The sequence below is a fragment of the Citrobacter gillenii genome (assembly GCF_013337685.1).
Lineage (GTDB): Bacteria > Pseudomonadota > Gammaproteobacteria > Enterobacterales > Enterobacteriaceae > Citrobacter > Citrobacter gillenii.
On the sequence record NZ_SUQN01000010.1, the window covers coordinates 56203 to 72918 of the forward strand.

Genomic DNA, 16716 nt, shown 5'->3' on the forward strand with positions numbered 1-16716 from the left:
GATGCGGGCCGGGTAATATTAACGCCCAAACACCTCATCAATTATTCGGCATTGGTCCTCGTTTAACTCCCCACCTGCATTACGCGAAACGCCGGTGCAATAGCCAAACTTACGCGACACCACGGTTTTAATGGTGGTGACAAAATCCTCGCCAATAGCGTAGATGGACATGTACGTGCCAATCTTATCCTGAATATCACGCAACGCCGCCAGGTCGCCCTGTTTAAACGCCTCGCGTGCGTGGACAAACAGCTCAGGCATCACGTTATTTAGGCCAGAAATAATCCCTGCGCCGCCTGCCAGCAGGTTGGGGATGTAATATTCGTCGTAGCCGGAGAGTACGGCAAAATCTTTGCGTACAGCGCGGGTGGTCTGAATCATACTGCGGGTATGGGACTGGCAGTCCACGGTGTCTTTGATACCGGCGAAGTTCGGGAATTCCCCGGCCAGGGTAGCAACCAGCTCAGGTGTTAAATCACAGCCGGTACGGGCCGGGAAGTTATAGGCAAACCATTGACCGCTGAGTTGTTGCCCTAACTGGCGGAAGTAGCTCAGCAGCTGCGTTGCCGTTTGTCCGTAATAGTAAGGTGGCAGGATCATGACGGCATCGTATCCCGCGTGATACGCTTCCTGCGCCATCAGTAGCACATCATTCTGGCAGGTGGATGAGACGTTGGCGACCATCTTCAGCGAGCTCATAGCTCGGGCTTCACGGATCAACTGCAGCCTTTCGTCGAGCGTAAAGGAGGCAAATTCCCCAATGCTTCCCATCAGCAAAATAACGTCGATCTGTGCCTCGGTAAGGCGTTTGAGATGCTGGCTCAGACCGTTGAAATCGATCTTGCCGTCATTGTCCATTGGCGTAATGGAAGGACACCAGACGCCAGCAAATTGCGATTGACCCGTCACGTTGTCGACTCCTTAATTGAAATGTTGTTTCAAAACCAACTTACATTGATAGCATGTGTCCCTACGTTTCACACCAACCGTGCTCTCATTTTGAGCGAATAGGGTAGAATAAATAGGGTGTAATGGGGAAAAGTTATCGGGAGAGGGAACAGATGCGATATCCGGTTGATGTATTTGCAGGCAAGATTCGGGATTACACGGGAAGCCGCCCCAGTGCGATTGCGAAAGTTCAGGTCGATGGCGAGCTGATGCTGACCGAATTAGGGTTGGCAGGGGATGAACAGGCAGAAACGAAAATTCACGGTGGGCCGGACCGCGCGCTGTGCCATTATCCGCGTGAACACTACCTACACTGGCGACAGGCTTTTCCTGAACAGGCAGAGTTGTTTGTCGCGCCCGCTTTTGGCGAGAACCTGTCAACGCAGGGCATGACGGAAGAGAATGTTTTTATTGGTGATATCTTCCAGTGGGGTGAGGCGCTGATTCAGGTCACACAGCCACGCTCGCCGTGTTTTAAGCTGAATTTTCATTTTGCTATTAGCGATATGGCAAGCCAGATGCAGGATGCGGGCAAGACCGGCTGGTTGTGCAGCGTTATCGCACCCGGCATGGTATCGGCGGATGCGCCGCTGGTACTGGCGTCTCGTGTGAGTGACGTTAGCGTGCAAGAGGCCATCGCCATTGCCTGGCATATGCCGTTTGATGACGACCAGTATCACCGTTTGCTGTCGGCGGCGGGGCTGTCAAAGAGCTGGACCAGAACCATGCAGAAACGCCGCTTAAGCGGCAAGATCGAAGATAATTCGCGGAGATTGTGGGGAAAATAAGGCGATTATTGAACCTGTAGGCCGGATAAGATGCGTTAGCATCGTCATCCGGCGCAACAGGCACAATTACGCACGTTTATACAGTGGCAGCCAGAGCACCAGGCGCAGACCACCCAATGGGCTGTCTTCGGCCTTGACCCAGCCACGATGCTGCTGAATAGCGGTTTCAACAATTGCCAGACCCAGACCAGTACCGCCAGATTCGCGATCGCGCGCTTCATCGGTACGATAGAACGGACGGAAAATCTGTTCTCTGTCTTCGGGGCTCACGCCCGGACCATCATCGTCCACGGTGATGGTAATCCCGTCTTTATCCACCGCGAAGCCCACTTCAATCCTGGTGTGTGAGTAGCGCAGGGCGTTGCGAACAATGTTCTCCAGCGCACTTTCCAGCGTATTCGGGTTACCGTACAGCGGCCACGGCCCTGGCGGGAAGTTAACTGTGAACGATTTGCCCATCTGCTCGGCTTCAAAGGCGGCGTTATCCAGCACGTCACCCCACAGGTGATTCGCCTTCACGGTTTCACTGACTAGCGCGTTTTTCTGCTGATTGCGCGACATGACCAGCAGATCGTTGATCATGCTGTCCAGTCGATGCGCTTCCATTTCAATACGCTCCAGCTCTTTGCTCTCGCCGCTACGACGGCGCAGCAGCGCGGTCCCCAGTTGCAGACGCGTTAACGGCGTTCTCAACTCGTGAGAGATGTCCGACAGCAGGCGTTGCTGTGAGGTCATCATGCGTTCCAGCGCCGTCACCATCTGGTTAAAGCTGGCACCTGCCGCCAGGAATTCTTGCGGACCGGCTTCCAGTTCAGGATGCTGACGCAGGTTACCCTGTGCCACTTCATCCGCCGCATTTTTTAGCTTACGTGCCGGTTTTGCCAGACTCCAGGCCAGCCAAAGCAGCAACGGAGAGCTGACTAACATGGTCACGATCAGCAGTAACAGCGGTCGGTCAAACAGCAGGTTGATGAAGTCAGATTGTGAACTGCTGGCAGGCCGAATGAGGTACAGTTGGTAGTTATCTTCGCCATCTCTGACGGAGAAAGGCCCAACCATTTCAACACGACCGTATTTTTTCTTTTGCGGATGATCGGCGTTATCGGCCTGACCAATAAAGTTACGAATGATCTGCATTTCGTTGCGTTCTGCGCCGATCACGCGTCCTTCCGTCGTAACAAGTAATAACCGCTGTCCCGGCGGCGCCCACTTGTCTATCGCACGAAACAAGCGACGCCACCACATCAAATCGTTGGGCGGATCGTTCGCCAGTTCAGCTTCAACGTGCTGCTCAATCATCAACCCCTGGCGCTGTTCGCTATCCAGTAGCTCGGTCATCTGGCGTGAGTCGAGCTTGGGTAACATCAGCACCAGCATCAGCACCAGTGCCAGCGTTAACCAGAAGATGGCAAAGATGCGTGCGGTTAAACTTCCTATCATGAAGCGGAGACCATCAGATAGCCGCGACCGCGCAGGGTTTTAAACCACGGGTGCCCGTCTTTACGCTCCGGCAGCTTACGACGCAGGTTCGAGATATGCATGTCGATAGCACGATCGAACGGTGTCAGACGTTTGCCCAGCACTTCCTGGCTTAAATGTTCACGAGAAACCACCTGGCCGAGATGCTGCGCCAGCAAATACAGCAGGGTGAATTCGGTACCGGTTAACTCCAGGGTTTGCCCGTCAAAGCTGGCTTCCTGGCGACCTGGATTGAGGCTTAACGCATCCACTTCCAGCGTCGGCGAGCCGTTATCGCTGTTCTGCTGCTGTTCGCTCCAGTGGGAGCGGCGCAGAATGGCGCGGATACGCGCGACCAGTTCGCGGTCGTTAAACGGTTTGGGTAAATAATCGTCCGCGCCCAGCTCAAGGCCGAGTACGCGATCCAGTTCGCTGCCGCGGGCGGTCAGCATGATTACGGGGGTCTGGTGTGTCTGGCGAAGTGCTTTCAGTGTATCAATGCCGTTTTTCTTCGGCATCATGACGTCGAGCAAAAGTAAATCGATGCTGTCATCCAGAAGCTCCAGTGCCTGCTCCCCATCATGGGCAACCAGCACATCGAAACCTTCCATTTCGAGCAGCTCCTTTAACAGGGATGTCAGCTCTCGGTCATCATCAACTAGCAGTATTTTATTCATTTTTTACGTACCTCCGAGGCAGAAATTACGACATCAGGCGGCGCTAATCTATGACTTTACGTTGTTTTACACCCCCTGACGCATGTTTGCAGCCCGAATCGTAAACTGTCTCTCGTTGAATCGCGACAGAAAAGATTTTGGGAGCAAGTGATGGGCAAAGTTACCGCTGCCGTCATGGCCTCAACGCTGGCACTCAGTACGTTTAGCCATGCAGCTGAAGTCGTCACAGGCGATCACTGGCACCTGGGTGAAAGCTCTTCGCAACGTAATGCGCAGAGCCACATGTTTGACGGTATCAGTTTAACCGAACATCAACGTCAACAGATGCGAGATTTAATGCAGCAGGCCAGACATGAGCAGCCTCCTGTTAATGTTAGCGAAATGGAGACAATGCATCGTCTTGTCACCGCAGAGAATTTTGATGAAAGCGCTGTGCGCGCTCAGGCAGAAAAGATGGCACAACAGCAGGTTGCCCGCCAGGTTGAAATCGCCAAGGTCCGCAACCAGATGTATCGCCTGTTAACGCCCGAGCAGCAAGCGGTTTTAAATGAGAAACATGAACAACGAATGGAGCAGCTGCGCGATGTCGCGCAATGGCAGAAAAGCTCATCGTTGAATTTATTGAGTAGTAGCAACTCACGTTCCCAGTAGTAACCCTGTTTTCCTTGCCATAGACACCATCCCTGTCTTCCCCCACATGATGTGGGGGTTTTTTTTGCCCAAAATTTGACACTTTCTTATTGCCTGACTGTTTTAGTTCATCCGTTATACTAGCGGCATATCCTGATGGGAGTGCTTATGAATCAAACTTATGGGCGGCTGGTGAGCCGGGCGGCTATCGCGGCGACCGTGATGGCTTCGCTGTTACTTTTGATCAAAATTTTTGCGTGGTGGTACACCGGGTCGGTGAGTATTCTGGCTGCACTGGTGGACTCTTTGGTCGATATTGCCGCGTCGTTAACCAATTTGCTGGTGGTGCGCTATTCCTTACAGCCAGCCGATGATGAACACACGTTCGGGCACGGGAAAGCAGAATCGCTGGCGGCGCTGGCGCAAAGTATGTTTATTTCTGGCTCGGCGCTGTTCTTATTTTTGACAGGCATTCAGCATCTTGTTCAACCGACGCCGATGAAAGATCCGGGCGTTGGGGTAATCGTCACCGTCATTGCGTTAATTTGTACTATCATACTGGTCACGTTTCAGCGTTGGGTCGTTAAGCGTACGCAAAGTCAGGCCGTTCGGGCAGATATGCTTCATTATCAGTCTGATGTTATGATGAACGGCGCTATTCTCGTCGCGCTTGGTCTGGCCTGGTACGGTTGGCATCGTGCGGATGCCTTGTTTGCGCTCGGGATTGGCATCTATATTCTATATAGCGCATTGCGTATGGGCTACGAGGCGGTGCAATCCTTGCTGGATCGCGCCTTGCCCGATGAAGAACGTCAGGAAATTATTGATATAGTGACGTCATGGCCAGGAGTCAGCGGCGCTCACGATCTTCGCACGCGGCAGTCAGGGCCGACCCGCTTTATTCAGATTCATTTGGAAATGGAAGATAATCTGCCGCTCGTTCAGGCGCATTTAGTGGCTGAACAGGTTGAGCAGGCGATTTTGCGGCGTTTCCCGGGATCGGATGTGATTATTCATCAGGATCCCTGTTCAGTCGTACCCAAGGAAGGCAAGATGTTTGAGCTTTCATAATTCGTTGTAAAAAAGTGAGCAGGGCCAGCATTTTGTGTATAAATTACCACCGTTTGGCCTGACCTGAATCAATTCAGCAGGAAGTGATTGTTATACTATCTGCATATTCGTTGGATCGTTTCGATATGCGGAATCGACTTCCGGCAGCAGATTTCATTTTGCATTCCAAAGTTCAGAGGTAGTCATGATTAAGAAAATCGGTGTGTTGACAAGCGGCGGTGATGCGCCGGGCATGAACGCAGCAATCCGTGGTGTTGTACGTGCAGCGTTGACGGAAGGACTGGAAGTCATGGGGATCCATGATGGCTACCTGGGTTTGTATGAAGACCGTATGGTTCAGCTCGACCGTTATAGCGTGTCCGACATGATCAACCGTGGCGGTACTTTCCTCGGTTCTGCTCGCTTCCCGGAATTCCGCGACGAAAACGTGCGCGCTGTGGCTATCGAAAACCTGAAGAAGCGTGGGATTGACGCCCTGGTTGTTATCGGTGGTGACGGTTCCTACTTGGGTGCAAAACGTCTGACTGAAATGGGTTTCCCGTGCATTGGCCTGCCGGGTACTATCGACAACGATATTAAAGGCACCGACTACACTATCGGCTACTTCACCGCACTGGGTACCGTGGTAGAAGCGATTGACCGTCTGCGTGACACCTCTTCTTCTCACCAGCGTATCTCTATCGTTGAAGTGATGGGGCGCTACTGTGGTGACCTGACTCTGGCGGCAGCAATTGCCGGTGGCTGCGAATTCGTCGTCGTTCCGGAAGTTGAATTCAGCCGTGACGATCTGGTCGCTGAAATCAAAGCTGGCATCGCCAAAGGTAAGAAACACGCGATTGTGGCGATCACCGAGCACATGTGTGACGTTGATGAACTGGCGCATTACATCGAGAAAGAAACCGGCCGTGAAACGCGCTCAACCGTACTGGGTCACATCCAGCGTGGTGGTTCCCCGGTGCCTTACGACCGTATTCTGGCATCCCGTATGGGGGCGTATGCCATTGATCTGCTGCTTGAAGGTCATGGCGGTCGCTGCGTCGGTATTCAGAACGAACAGTTGGTTCACCACGACATCATCGACGCTATCGAGAATATGAAGCGTCCGTTCAAAGGTGACTGGCTGGACTGCGCGAAAAAACTGTACTGATTGCAATTGCCGGATGGCGGCTTGCGCCTTATCCGGCCTACATGAGCAAATCGTAGGCCTGATAAGCGTAGCGCCATCAGGCAAAAATCCGACTCCATATATTCCCCCACGTTATAGCAAATCTTTTTTTATTCTTTAAAGTTTGGATCGCTTTCTGGCACGCTCTGCTCATCACAACATTAAATAAGAGAGCTGGGCGATGAACAAATGGGGCGTAGGGTTAACATTATTGCTGGCATCGACCAGCGTTCTGGCAAAGGATATTCAGTTACTTAACGTATCGTACGATCCAACGCGTGAGCTGTACGAACAGTACAACAAAGCCTTCGCGGCGCACTGGAAACAGGAAACGGGCGATAACGTGGTGATCCGCCAGTCACATGGTGGCTCCGGTAAACAGGCAACCTCAGTTATCAACGGTATCGAAGCCGATGTGGTTACCCTGGCGTTGGCCTATGACGTGGACGCCATTGCTGAGCGTGGCCGTATCGATAAAAACTGGATTAAACGCCTGCCGGACAACTCTGCACCTTACACCTCCACCATCGTCTTCCTGGTGCGCAAAGGCAATCCAAAGCAGATTCATGACTGGAACGATCTGGTTAAACCGGGTGTGTCAGTCATTACGCCAAACCCGAAAAGCTCCGGCGGGGCACGCTGGAACTATCTGGCGGCATGGGGTTACGCCCTGCACCACAACAACAACGATCAGGCCAAAGCTCAGGACTTCGTCAAAGCTCTGTTTAAAAACGTGGAAGTGCTGGATTCCGGCGCGCGCGGCTCTACCAATACCTTTGTTGAACGCGGAATTGGCGATGTGCTGATCGCGTGGGAAAACGAAGCGCTGCTGGCGACGAACGAACTGGGTAAAGACAAGTTTGAGATCGTCACGCCAAGCGAATCTATTCTCGCAGAACCGACCGTGTCTATTGTCGACAAAGTGGTAGAAAAGAAAGACAGTAAAGTAGTGGCCGAAGCCTACCTGAAGTATCTCTATTCTCCGCAAGGTCAGGAAATTGCGGCGAAAAACTATTACCGCCCGCGTGATGCTGACGTGGCGAAGAAATACGAAAATGCCTTTCCGAAGCTGAAGTTGTTCACCATCGACGACGAGTTTGGTGGCTGGACCAAAGCGCAGAAAGAGCACTTCTCTAACGGCGGTACGTTTGACCAAATCAGTAAACGCTAACGCAGATGTGTTTGCAGGCCCGGTGGCATAACGCGACCGGGTTTTTTTATTTGTCATCATTTTACGTTACGCTTACCCTTCAATGGGATACAGGAAACGCGTAATGAAAAAAGCAGGCTATTTTTTACTGGTGGTGATGATTATCGCTGCCGCTGCGGGCATAGGTTACTGGAAACTCAACGGTAACCCGGATGCATTACGCCAGATTGTTCTTGAGCAATGCCTGCCGAACCAGCTGCAACGGCATAACCCTGCGCCGTGTGCGGAGGTGAAACCGGATGCCGGGTATGTGGTGTTCAAAGACCGTAACGGCCCTCTGCAATACTTATTGATGCCCACTTACCGCATTAACGGCACGGAAAGCCCGCTGCTGTTGCAATCAGGCACGCCGAATTTTTTCTGGCTCGCCTGGCAAGCGCGCGGTTTTATGAGCCAAAAATACGGCCAGGAAATTCCTGATAAAGCGGTATCACTCACGATCAACTCGCCGTCTGGCCGCACGCAAAACCATTTCCACATTCATATCTCTTGCCTGCGTCCTGACGTTAGAACGCAACTGGATGACAATATGGCGAAAATCAGCACCCGCTGGCTGCCTTTGCCGGGGGGATTACGTGGGCACGAGTATCTGGCGCGCCGCGTGACGGAAAACGAACTGGCACAGCGCAGCCCGTTTATGATGCTGGCGGAAGAGGTGCCGGATGCGCGTGATCATATGGGGCGCTATGCGCTGGCGATGGTGCGTCAGAGCGATGAGTCCTTTGTCCTGCTGGCGACCCAGCGCGATCTGCTGTCGCTGAATCTCGCCTCCGCCGAGGAAATTCAGGATCACGACTGTAATTTGCTGCATTATTCTGAAAATTGATTCCGTTGAATGAATTCGCTTGTAGTTAGGTATATGATGATGACATAAATAAAAAGGGAATTTTCATGTACAAGATATCATTGCCTACAATTTTATTGTTTAGTTACTCTATCGTTACATTCGCAAATGATTTATATGTAATAGACAAAATTGAATCATCACAACAAAAAGAGACCAGGCTGAATAATTTAAAGTTAACCTGGAAAATATATCAGATCAAACCGGAAGAAAAATTTACCTATACCGGGAGCGGTGGTGAAAGCTATCTGTCAGAAATGCAGGTGGTTTATCGTAATTACTCTGCCGAAAGTAACGATTATATTTTTATTTCAGGTGTGACTGGAAAAGGTAGTGAACTAAAGCTACCGCCTGAATCTGTCAGAAGGCTTTCAGATCTTGCTAAACAAGGTGCTGACAGCAGAATTAATCACTGGGTGCTTGAGAAAAGCACGACCTCACCGGCAGTGAAATACTATGGTGATAAATATGATGCGTATCATCAACGTAACATCGACTTTGCCAGGAAGATAATTAATTCTCATTCTTGCGATACGGTAATGAATGTTGATGTCTATTCTTTTGGTGGAGAGTATTTGAATGCCGTCTGTGGTGACCGAAGGGATATAAAACAGTCACTTGATGACTATAGAGATAATAAACCATTAGATACTAGTCTTAAGGAAACGTATCTCGTTATGCCTAAAGAACAACGGGATGCGCTTCGTCAGCGTCGTTAATGGTTGAACTATTTTAACAAAATATTGCATGGAACTTGAAAGGAAATTCTATGTTTTCAGGAAGATACATTCCGCAATGGCCTTGCGTCATCGCGCTTTCTCTGTGCTTGCTGACGGTGTCGGCCGACGCGAAAAAATATGACTGGTCATTACCTGAAAACGGTACATTAACGGTAAATATTGCCAGGGGAGCCTTGCTCATTGTTACGCGTGATGACGGTAAACCGCAGGTCTCGTTGGATTTGCAAAAGGTCAATATTGCTCAAGAATCGACGCTTACCACGCGAAAAATTACGGGCGACCTCCCTTCAGAAGAGCCGCAATGGTCTCTTGATGGTCAGACTGCCACGCTAACATTGCCTGCCCCGGCTGACATCGATTTGCAAAAAGTGAAAGGTGTGACGGCGGCGCTTATCCTTCCTGCAACTGGTCAGTACCAGATCAATGGTACGTTGTCTGACGTTTATCTCAAGGGAACGAAAAATACTATTCGCATCAATGTGGTGAATGGAAAGGTCGATGCGCAAAATGCCGTCAGCGGCAATGTGTCCATTGATGTTATTAATGGACACATTCGGACGGAGGCGATGAAAAGCGATTTGTCGCTGAAGCTACGTAGCGGATCTGTGACCGACGAGCGCTCTGAGGGAACGATGGCGGTCGATCTGGTGAATGGCGATTTGACCCTCAACTCGCAGGCTCAAACGATCCGCATTAGACAAACCACTGGCAAGCAAACTATTAACGCGCCAGCCTGTGAGAATTTTAGTAATGATTTGCAGACAGGGAGTGGGACGATTCGTTTGGGAACACCGCTGATAAAAGGGCATATCTTTTCTGCTGATGGTGAAATAGCAACGATTATTCCCGCAGACTGGCAGGGGAAAATCATTGCGGACGGCGTCACCGGAAATAATATTGTGAATCAACTTTCTCAACAGAAGCCCACCTCGGCTAAACGACCTCTCTCTGACGAACATCTGGAATTAGCACAAGGAAAGCCAGGGAATACGCAGATCACGCTCTCAACCATCGGCGGTGTTTTTACTCTCCAGCCCGCAGAGCAGGGAAGCAAATAAGATGAAAAAAAGATGTAGTTGGATGCCAGCGGCAATGCTCGGCATATCGTTAGCCTCCGGGAATGTTATTGCCGAAGAGCTGGGGAAACTGGTTCATGGGCCTTTGGCGACCCCTGTCGGTCAAACGCTCACGTTTTACCAGAAAGATAATAAGGTCACAGCGTACTTTTCCTCCACGGAAGAGACTGAAGATCACACGATATCGGATTATGAACCAAGCGAAAATCGGCAGTACGCGCTAGGGAATGTTTCTATTATTGCCGTGTTTTATCAAGATCTTGATCAGGGAGGTCAGGATGAAATTATCGTTATGTATCGTGATGCGGCAGGAAAACCGCATCTCAGGGCATGGGGGGCGGACTCGGATAGTGTGCTACCGCTAACACGTTTTACACCACAACTTGAAAAAGTTGCCGCGTCGTTGGATAAATTTACCGTAGTCAACGCCCGCAAGGCTATCGGTCGTTTATTACCGCAGCAGTATTTAATGACCAGCTTCCCACAGGATTTACCCGATCCGCTGTTTACTGAGATTCTTGCTTCACCTGATAAATATCATTCTGAATTTCTACGCTATTTTGATGAAATGTATGATGATGTTAAGAATATGAATGATGTTAATGGCTATTCAATTATCTTTCCGGATAAATTTATCGAGCGAGTAAACAATAAAAATGAAAATACGCGTTATACATTGACGATGGACGTATTGCGCCAGGGCTCTTGCGGCAATGATGATAGTGGCTTCGCCATTACCGGACTCTATTATCAGAACGTAACGGCAGAAAAAAGTTTTCGCAAAGAAGGGCCGTTTGTTGATTTCAGCCTGCAAGGATGTCAGTTAGTTAAGAATAGGGTCGGGCAATATCACAATAGTGAAATTGACGGAGAGATAACGAGCTATAGCGCAGAGGAAGGGCGGCTTCTGGAAAAAGGTAATTACCGCGACGGTAAACGTGAAGGCGGGTGGCAGGAATTTACCGTTGACTTGCAGCGACAGGAAGGAAAGTATCTAGATGATGAGAGAGATGGTGTATGGCAGACCTTTTCTGATGCTGGTGAGGTCATTGCGATTGAGACCTGGCAGAATAAAGCGTTGAATGGGCGCTGGCAGCGGAAAGTGCAGCAAAAGGGCTCTGACTCGTCCTGGGTTGTTGAAGACGAAGGGCAGTACCTCAACGGTGATAAAGAGGGGGAGTGGAAGGAGATGATGACCACCGAACCCCGTTATGCAAAATACCATCGTGGGTTACTGGAAGGCGAACTGCGACTGACGACCCCTGAGGGGCAAAATATTGCCATAAAAAATTACCAACGTGGCTTATTAAATGGCGAAACCAACGAATGGTACCCTAACGGGAAATTAAAAAGACATGCAAACTATCTGAATGGTCAGTTGCAGGGCGAAGAGGTCTATTACGAGGATAATGGTCAGATTTCTGAACTCCGACATTGGAAAATTATTTCACCCGGAGATAGTGGGCTATGTAAAAACCTCGCCAATCAGGATGTTTGCGATCAACGCTCATCGAGCCTGGCCGCTTCGATAAAAGAGGGTGAGTGGCGTACCTGGCACAAAGGTGGCGTTCTGGCATCGCTAGTGCACTGGAAAAATGGCGAAAAATTCGGTGTGGAATATAAATTTAACTATTCCGGAAAGCTATTTTCTTATGCGCGCTGGGAAGGTGGAAGTTACCCGCTAGAAGATACCCGCTATGATTATTCATCCTCAGATGATTATGCACATAAACCCATTCGCATGCGCTTATTGGCAGATACACATATTCTCAGCGAAGGTCTTAGAGAACAATCCACCTTTCATTCCAGCGAGAATAACTTATCGCGGTACAATTATTGGTGTAGTTCCCCGTCAAACACCGTAGCGGTTTGCGGAATGGAATACTGGTGGCATGATTCTGGTTTTCTGGCATCAAAAGTTCTGCAACACAATAATCGGAAAATAGAAAGTACGAGCTGGGATAATCAGGGCGTGATTGATCGGCAGTTGGTCAAGACTTCAGAAAAAACCTTTAGCGATCGTTTCTATTATGATGGTGTGTTGTATAGCAACACGATACGTCTTGCGACGACCTACCATGACGGCAATGAAGATGTGGTAACGGTCGATCCTTATGGCACCGGTGTAAATTATTATTATGATGAACAAGGACATGAGGTTCCAGTCGAAGAGCTGCGGAAACGGCATCAGGCTGGTAACTTTAAAGCGCTCTCTGAATAAACGTGGTCTGTAACCCCACCTAATCTGGCGTTTACTCTCTGTGCCTGTCCCCGTATTCTTGTTGAAAAAAACAACAGGAGACAGGCATGTCGCTCTGGCTTACGCACCCTCTGTTTATCCCTTCACTGGTGGTTGGCATCACCATTCTGCTCTGGGCCACGTCGCTGTTACCGGAGTTCATTACGGCACTGATATTCTTCTCTGTCGCAATGGTGGCGAAAATCGCCCCACCGGAGGTGATTTTTGGCGGCTTTGCTTCGTCGGCGTTCTGGCTGGTTTTCAGCGGTTTCGTGTTGGGCATCGCGATACGTAAAACGGGACTGGCGGACAGGGCGGCGCGGGCGTTGTCGTCCCGGTTGACCGATTCCTGGCCGTTAATGGTCGCAAGCGTGGTGCTGCTGAGCTATGCGCTGGCGTTTGTGATGCCGTCCAATATGGGGCGTATTGCGCTGCTGATGCCGATTGTCGCGGTGATGGCGAAACGCGCTGGCATTGTCGACGGTACCCGTGCCTGGTACGGTCTGGCGTTAGCCGTGGGTTTTGGGACGTTCCAGCTTTCTGCCACCATCCTACCCGCCAACGTACCGAATCTGGTGATGAGCGGCGCAACGGAAGGTTCTTACGGTATCCATCTGAATTATCTACCCTATTTAATGCTGCATACGCCGGTCCTCGGCTGGCTAAAAGGCGCGCTGCTGGTTGGACTGATCTGCTGGCTGTTCCCCGGCAAGCCCCATGCCCCTATGGATGTGATGCCACCTGCGCCGATGAGTCGCGATGAAAAACGGCTGGCCTGGATGTTAGCGGTGGTGTTGCTGATGTGGGTCAGCGAAAGCTGGCACGGTATTGGTCCGGCCTGGACTGGGCTGGCGGCGGCAATCATTACGCTGTTGCCACGGGTAGGCTTTATTAACGGGGACGAGTTTTCCAGCGGGGTGAACATCCGCACCTGTATTTACGTGGCGGGGATCCTGGGGCTGGCGATCACCGTGACGCAAACCGGTATCGGTAGCGCGGTGGGGGAGGCGTTGCTACACGTGATGCCGCTGGACGCGGATAAACCCTTTACCAGCTTTCTGGCGTTAACCGGTATTACCACGGCGCTCAATTTTATTATGACCGCCAACGGCGTTCCGGCGCTGTATACCACGCTGGCACAGAGCTTTGCCGATGCGACCGGGTTTCCGCTGCTGTCGGTGATTATGATTCAGGTGTTGGGCTATTCCACTCCGTTGCTGCCGTATCAGGCATCGCCAATTGTGGTGGCGATGGCGCTAGGCAAAGTGCCTGCACGGGCAGGAATGCTGCTGTGCATTACGCTGGCTATGGCAACGTACCTGGTTCTGCTGCCGCTGGATTATCTGTGGTTTAGCGTACTGGAGAAGCTATAACGTCTTGTAATCGTAAAAATTTATGTATTGAGAAGGTGAATCGCATTCTGCATGTCGATACCGGGTAATATCGATGTGCATACTTGCGTGCTGGAAACTCAAGGATTGTCTCATGGACAGATTGACCCCTATACGCTGTTGGCCTGCCATTATCTCGATCGTGATTACCCTGACTATCTGGTTTGTTATCCCTTGCCCTCCTGACGTTACCCCCGAAGCGTGGCATCTGCTGGCGTTGTTTATTGGCACTATCGCGGCCATCATTGGCAAAGCCATGCCTATTGGCGCTATCGCGATTGTCGCGATTATGCTGGTGGCAATGACCGGCGTCACTCACCCTGGTAAACCGACTGCGGCGCTGAGTGATGCGCTGAGCGGTTTCTCTAACCAACTGATCTGGTTGATCGGTATCTCCATCATGCTGTCGCAAAGCCTGTTGAAAACGGGGCTGGGCGCGCGCATTGGCTATGGGTTTATTGCCCTGTTTGGCAAACGGACGCTGGGTATTGCCTGGGCGTTAACCCTGGCGGAAACGCTGATAGCCCCCGTAACCCCAAGCAATACCGCGCGCGGTGGTGGGATTATTCACCCGGTCATGCGGGCGATTGCCGAAAGCCTCGGGTCTCAGCCAGGAGATAAGGAAAACGATTCTACCGGCCGCTATCTGGCGCTGGTGAACTACAACATTAACCCGATTACCTCGGCGATGTTTATTACTGCGACCGCGCCTAACCCACTGATTGTCAGCTTTTTGACCAAAGGGACGGATGGGGTACTGAATATGACCTGGGGAATGTGGGCCATCGCTGCGCTTCTGCCTGCGGTCGTCTCACTGATCGTGATGCCCATTATTATCTGGTGGCTCTACCCGCCGGCCATTACCCGCACGCCGAACGCGCCGCAGTTCGCCCGGCAAAAGCTCGATGCGCTTGGCCCGCTTGCGCTGGCAGAGAAAATCACCCTCGCGGTTTTCGTTTTGCTGCTCTGCCTGTGGGCGGGTGTTCCTGCGATGATTATGGGCAGTGCCTGGACCGTCAACCCCACCAGCGCGGCGTTAATCGGCTTATCAATTCTGTTAGTGACCGGGGTACTCAGCTGGGATGATATTCTCAAATGCCGTGGGGCATGGGATACGATAGTCTGGTTTGCTGCGCTGGTAATGATGGCGGACTTCCTGAGCAAACTGGGCCTGGTCGGCTGGCTGGCGACCAGCGTCGGAAGTGCCATCGATCATCTCGGCGTTCACTGGAGTATCGCCACACTGCTGCTGGTTCTGCTTTACGTCTATTCGCACTACTTTTTTGCCAGCACTACCGCGCATATTACGGCGATGTTCGCGGCGTTCTTCGCGGCGGGATTAGGTCTCGGTGCGCCTCCGGCGCTGCTTGGCCTGATGCTGGGATTCTCATCCTCGTTGATGATGTCGCTCACGCACTACGGCACAGGTACTGCGCCCATCATTTTTGGCTCGGGTTACGTTACGCTGGCTGAGTGGTGGAAAACAGGGCTGGTGATGAGTGTGGCCAACCTGACTATCTGGGGGGTAACGGGTGCCTTCTGGTGGCACTGGCTGGGATATTGGTAACGCGGAGATGACAAGGGGGGCAATGCCCCCCTTACAACAACTTAAGCCTGTTTAGCGGCTTCAGCTGCCTTAACGATCACGGCGAAGGCGTCGGCTTTCAGAGAAGCACCACCCACCAGCGCGCCGTCGATGTCCGGCTGCGCGAACAGTTCTGCCGCGTTAGCTGCGTTTACGGAACCGCCGTACTGGATGATAACTTGTTCAGCGATTTTTGCGTCAGCTTTAGCAATATGGTCACGGATGAATTTGTGAACAGCCTGAGCCTGTGCCGGAGTTGCAGATTTGCCGGTACCGATAGCCCATACAGGTTCGTAAGCGATAACCACGCCTTCGAATGCTTCTGCGCCCTGAGTCTTCAGTACTGCGTCGATCTGACGTGCGCACACTTCTTCAGTTTTGCCCGCTTCGTTTTCTGCTTCGGTTTCACCGATGCACAGAACCGGCGTCAGACCCTGCTCTTTCAGCACGGCGAATTTTTTAGCGATCAGTTCGTCAGACTCTTTGTGGTAAGTACGACGCTCAGAGTGACCGATAATGATGTATTTCGCGCCGATATCTTTCAGCATTTCAGCGCTGGTTTCACCGGTGAATGCGCCAGACAGGTTCAGGTCAACGTTCTGCGCACCCAGGATGATGTGGCTACCGGCAGCAGCGTGGTTCGCCAGGTCGATATACATTTCCGGTGGAGCGATTGCTACTGCACAGCCAGCAACGCCAGCCAGTTCTTTACGCAGGTTAGCAACCAGTTCGTTTACCATGTGGCGGCTGCCGTTCAGTTTCCAGTTACCCATCACTAAAGGATGTCGCATTTCATTTCTCCACGCTTGTCAGCGAATTAAGGAAGATGGCCGCCCGTCAGGGCAGCATGGTCTGTGAAACAGTATAGAGATTGATCATCATGAAGGCTTTGCT

At 51.4% G+C, this 16716-nt stretch carries 15 protein-coding genes; 11 read left to right on the top strand and 4 right to left on the bottom strand.

Annotated elements, in window-relative coordinates; translation table 11 throughout:
• Positions 1-18 precede the first annotated feature (18 nt).
• Positions 19-909 carry a dihydrodipicolinate synthase family protein gene (locus FCH32_RS21060; RefSeq protein WP_115259794.1) on the bottom strand — a complete coding sequence of 297 codons (891 nt, stop codon included), beginning with the start codon at positions 907-909 and terminating at the stop codon, positions 19-21.
• A gap of 152 nt (positions 910-1061) precedes the next feature.
• On the opposite strand from FCH32_RS21060, the gene yiiM reads away from it, so the two are divergent.
• The gene (gene yiiM / locus FCH32_RS21065; RefSeq protein ID WP_096758835.1) at positions 1062-1736 is read left to right on the top strand and encodes a 6-hydroxyaminopurine reductase; all 675 of its coding nucleotides are present in this window, start codon (positions 1062-1064) and stop codon (positions 1734-1736) included.
• A 66-nt stretch (positions 1737-1802) separates the two neighbouring features.
• Here yiiM and cpxA read toward each other — a convergent pair whose 3' ends face one another.
• Entirely contained in the window at positions 1803-3176 is a 1374-nt protein-coding gene (gene cpxA, locus FCH32_RS21070; RefSeq protein WP_096758834.1) for an envelope stress sensor histidine kinase CpxA, read from the bottom strand.
• Positions 3173-3871 carry an envelope stress response regulator transcription factor CpxR gene (cpxR, locus tag FCH32_RS21075; RefSeq protein ID WP_005121756.1) on the bottom strand — a complete coding sequence of 233 codons (699 nt, stop codon included), beginning with the start codon at positions 3869-3871 and terminating at the stop codon, positions 3173-3175. The genes cpxA and cpxR overlap by 4 nt, the downstream gene beginning before the upstream one ends.
• 150 nt (positions 3872-4021) lie before the next feature.
• Here cpxR and cpxP point away from each other — a divergent pair, with 150 nt between their 5' ends.
• The 10 genes from cpxP (at position 4022) to FCH32_RS21125 (ending at position 15804) form a co-directional block, all read left to right on the top strand.
• A complete protein-coding gene (gene cpxP, locus FCH32_RS21080; RefSeq protein ID WP_117343652.1) occupies positions 4022-4522 on the top strand; it encodes a cell-envelope stress modulator CpxP in 501 nt (166 codons plus the stop codon).
• A 147-nt stretch (positions 4523-4669) separates the two neighbouring features.
• Positions 4670-5572 carry a CDF family cation-efflux transporter FieF gene (fieF, locus tag FCH32_RS21085; RefSeq protein WP_096758832.1) on the top strand — a complete coding sequence of 301 codons (903 nt, stop codon included), beginning with the start codon at positions 4670-4672 and terminating at the stop codon, positions 5570-5572.
• 184 nt (positions 5573-5756) lie between these two features.
• A complete protein-coding gene (gene pfkA / locus FCH32_RS21090) occupies positions 5757-6719 on the top strand; it encodes a 6-phosphofructokinase (protein WP_117343655.1) in 963 nt (320 codons plus the stop codon).
• 199 nt (positions 6720-6918) lie between these two features.
• Positions 6919-7908, top strand: a complete 990-nt coding sequence (sbp, locus tag FCH32_RS21095; protein WP_096758830.1) for a sulfate/thiosulfate ABC transporter substrate-binding protein Sbp — start codon at positions 6919-6921, stop codon at positions 7906-7908.
• A 103-nt stretch (positions 7909-8011) separates the two neighbouring features.
• Entirely contained in the window at positions 8012-8773 is a 762-nt protein-coding gene (locus tag FCH32_RS21100) for a CDP-diacylglycerol diphosphatase (RefSeq protein WP_174361469.1), read from the top strand.
• 65 nt (positions 8774-8838) lie between these two features.
• Entirely contained in the window at positions 8839-9510 is a 672-nt protein-coding gene (locus tag FCH32_RS21105) for a hypothetical protein (RefSeq protein WP_174361470.1), read from the top strand.
• Positions 9511-9560: 50 nt separating this feature from the next.
• A complete protein-coding gene (locus FCH32_RS21110; protein WP_174361471.1) occupies positions 9561-10589 on the top strand; it encodes a DUF4097 family beta strand repeat-containing protein in 1029 nt (342 codons plus the stop codon).
• Between the two features lies 1 nt (position 10590).
• The gene (locus tag FCH32_RS21115) at positions 10591-12828 is read left to right on the top strand and encodes a toxin-antitoxin system YwqK family antitoxin (protein ID WP_174361472.1); all 2238 of its coding nucleotides are present in this window, start codon (positions 10591-10593) and stop codon (positions 12826-12828) included.
• Between the two features lie 86 nt (positions 12829-12914).
• Entirely contained in the window at positions 12915-14219 is a 1305-nt protein-coding gene (locus FCH32_RS21120) for an SLC13 family permease (protein WP_174361473.1), read from the top strand.
• Between the two features lie 112 nt (positions 14220-14331).
• The gene (locus FCH32_RS21125) at positions 14332-15804 is read left to right on the top strand and encodes a DASS family sodium-coupled anion symporter (RefSeq protein ID WP_174361474.1); all 1473 of its coding nucleotides are present in this window, start codon (positions 14332-14334) and stop codon (positions 15802-15804) included.
• 41 nt (positions 15805-15845) lie between these two features.
• On the opposite strand, the gene tpiA is transcribed toward FCH32_RS21125, so the two are convergent.
• A complete protein-coding gene (gene tpiA, locus FCH32_RS21130) occupies positions 15846-16613 on the bottom strand; it encodes a triose-phosphate isomerase (protein WP_096758826.1) in 768 nt (255 codons plus the stop codon).
• Between the last annotated feature and the right edge of the window lie 103 nt (positions 16614-16716).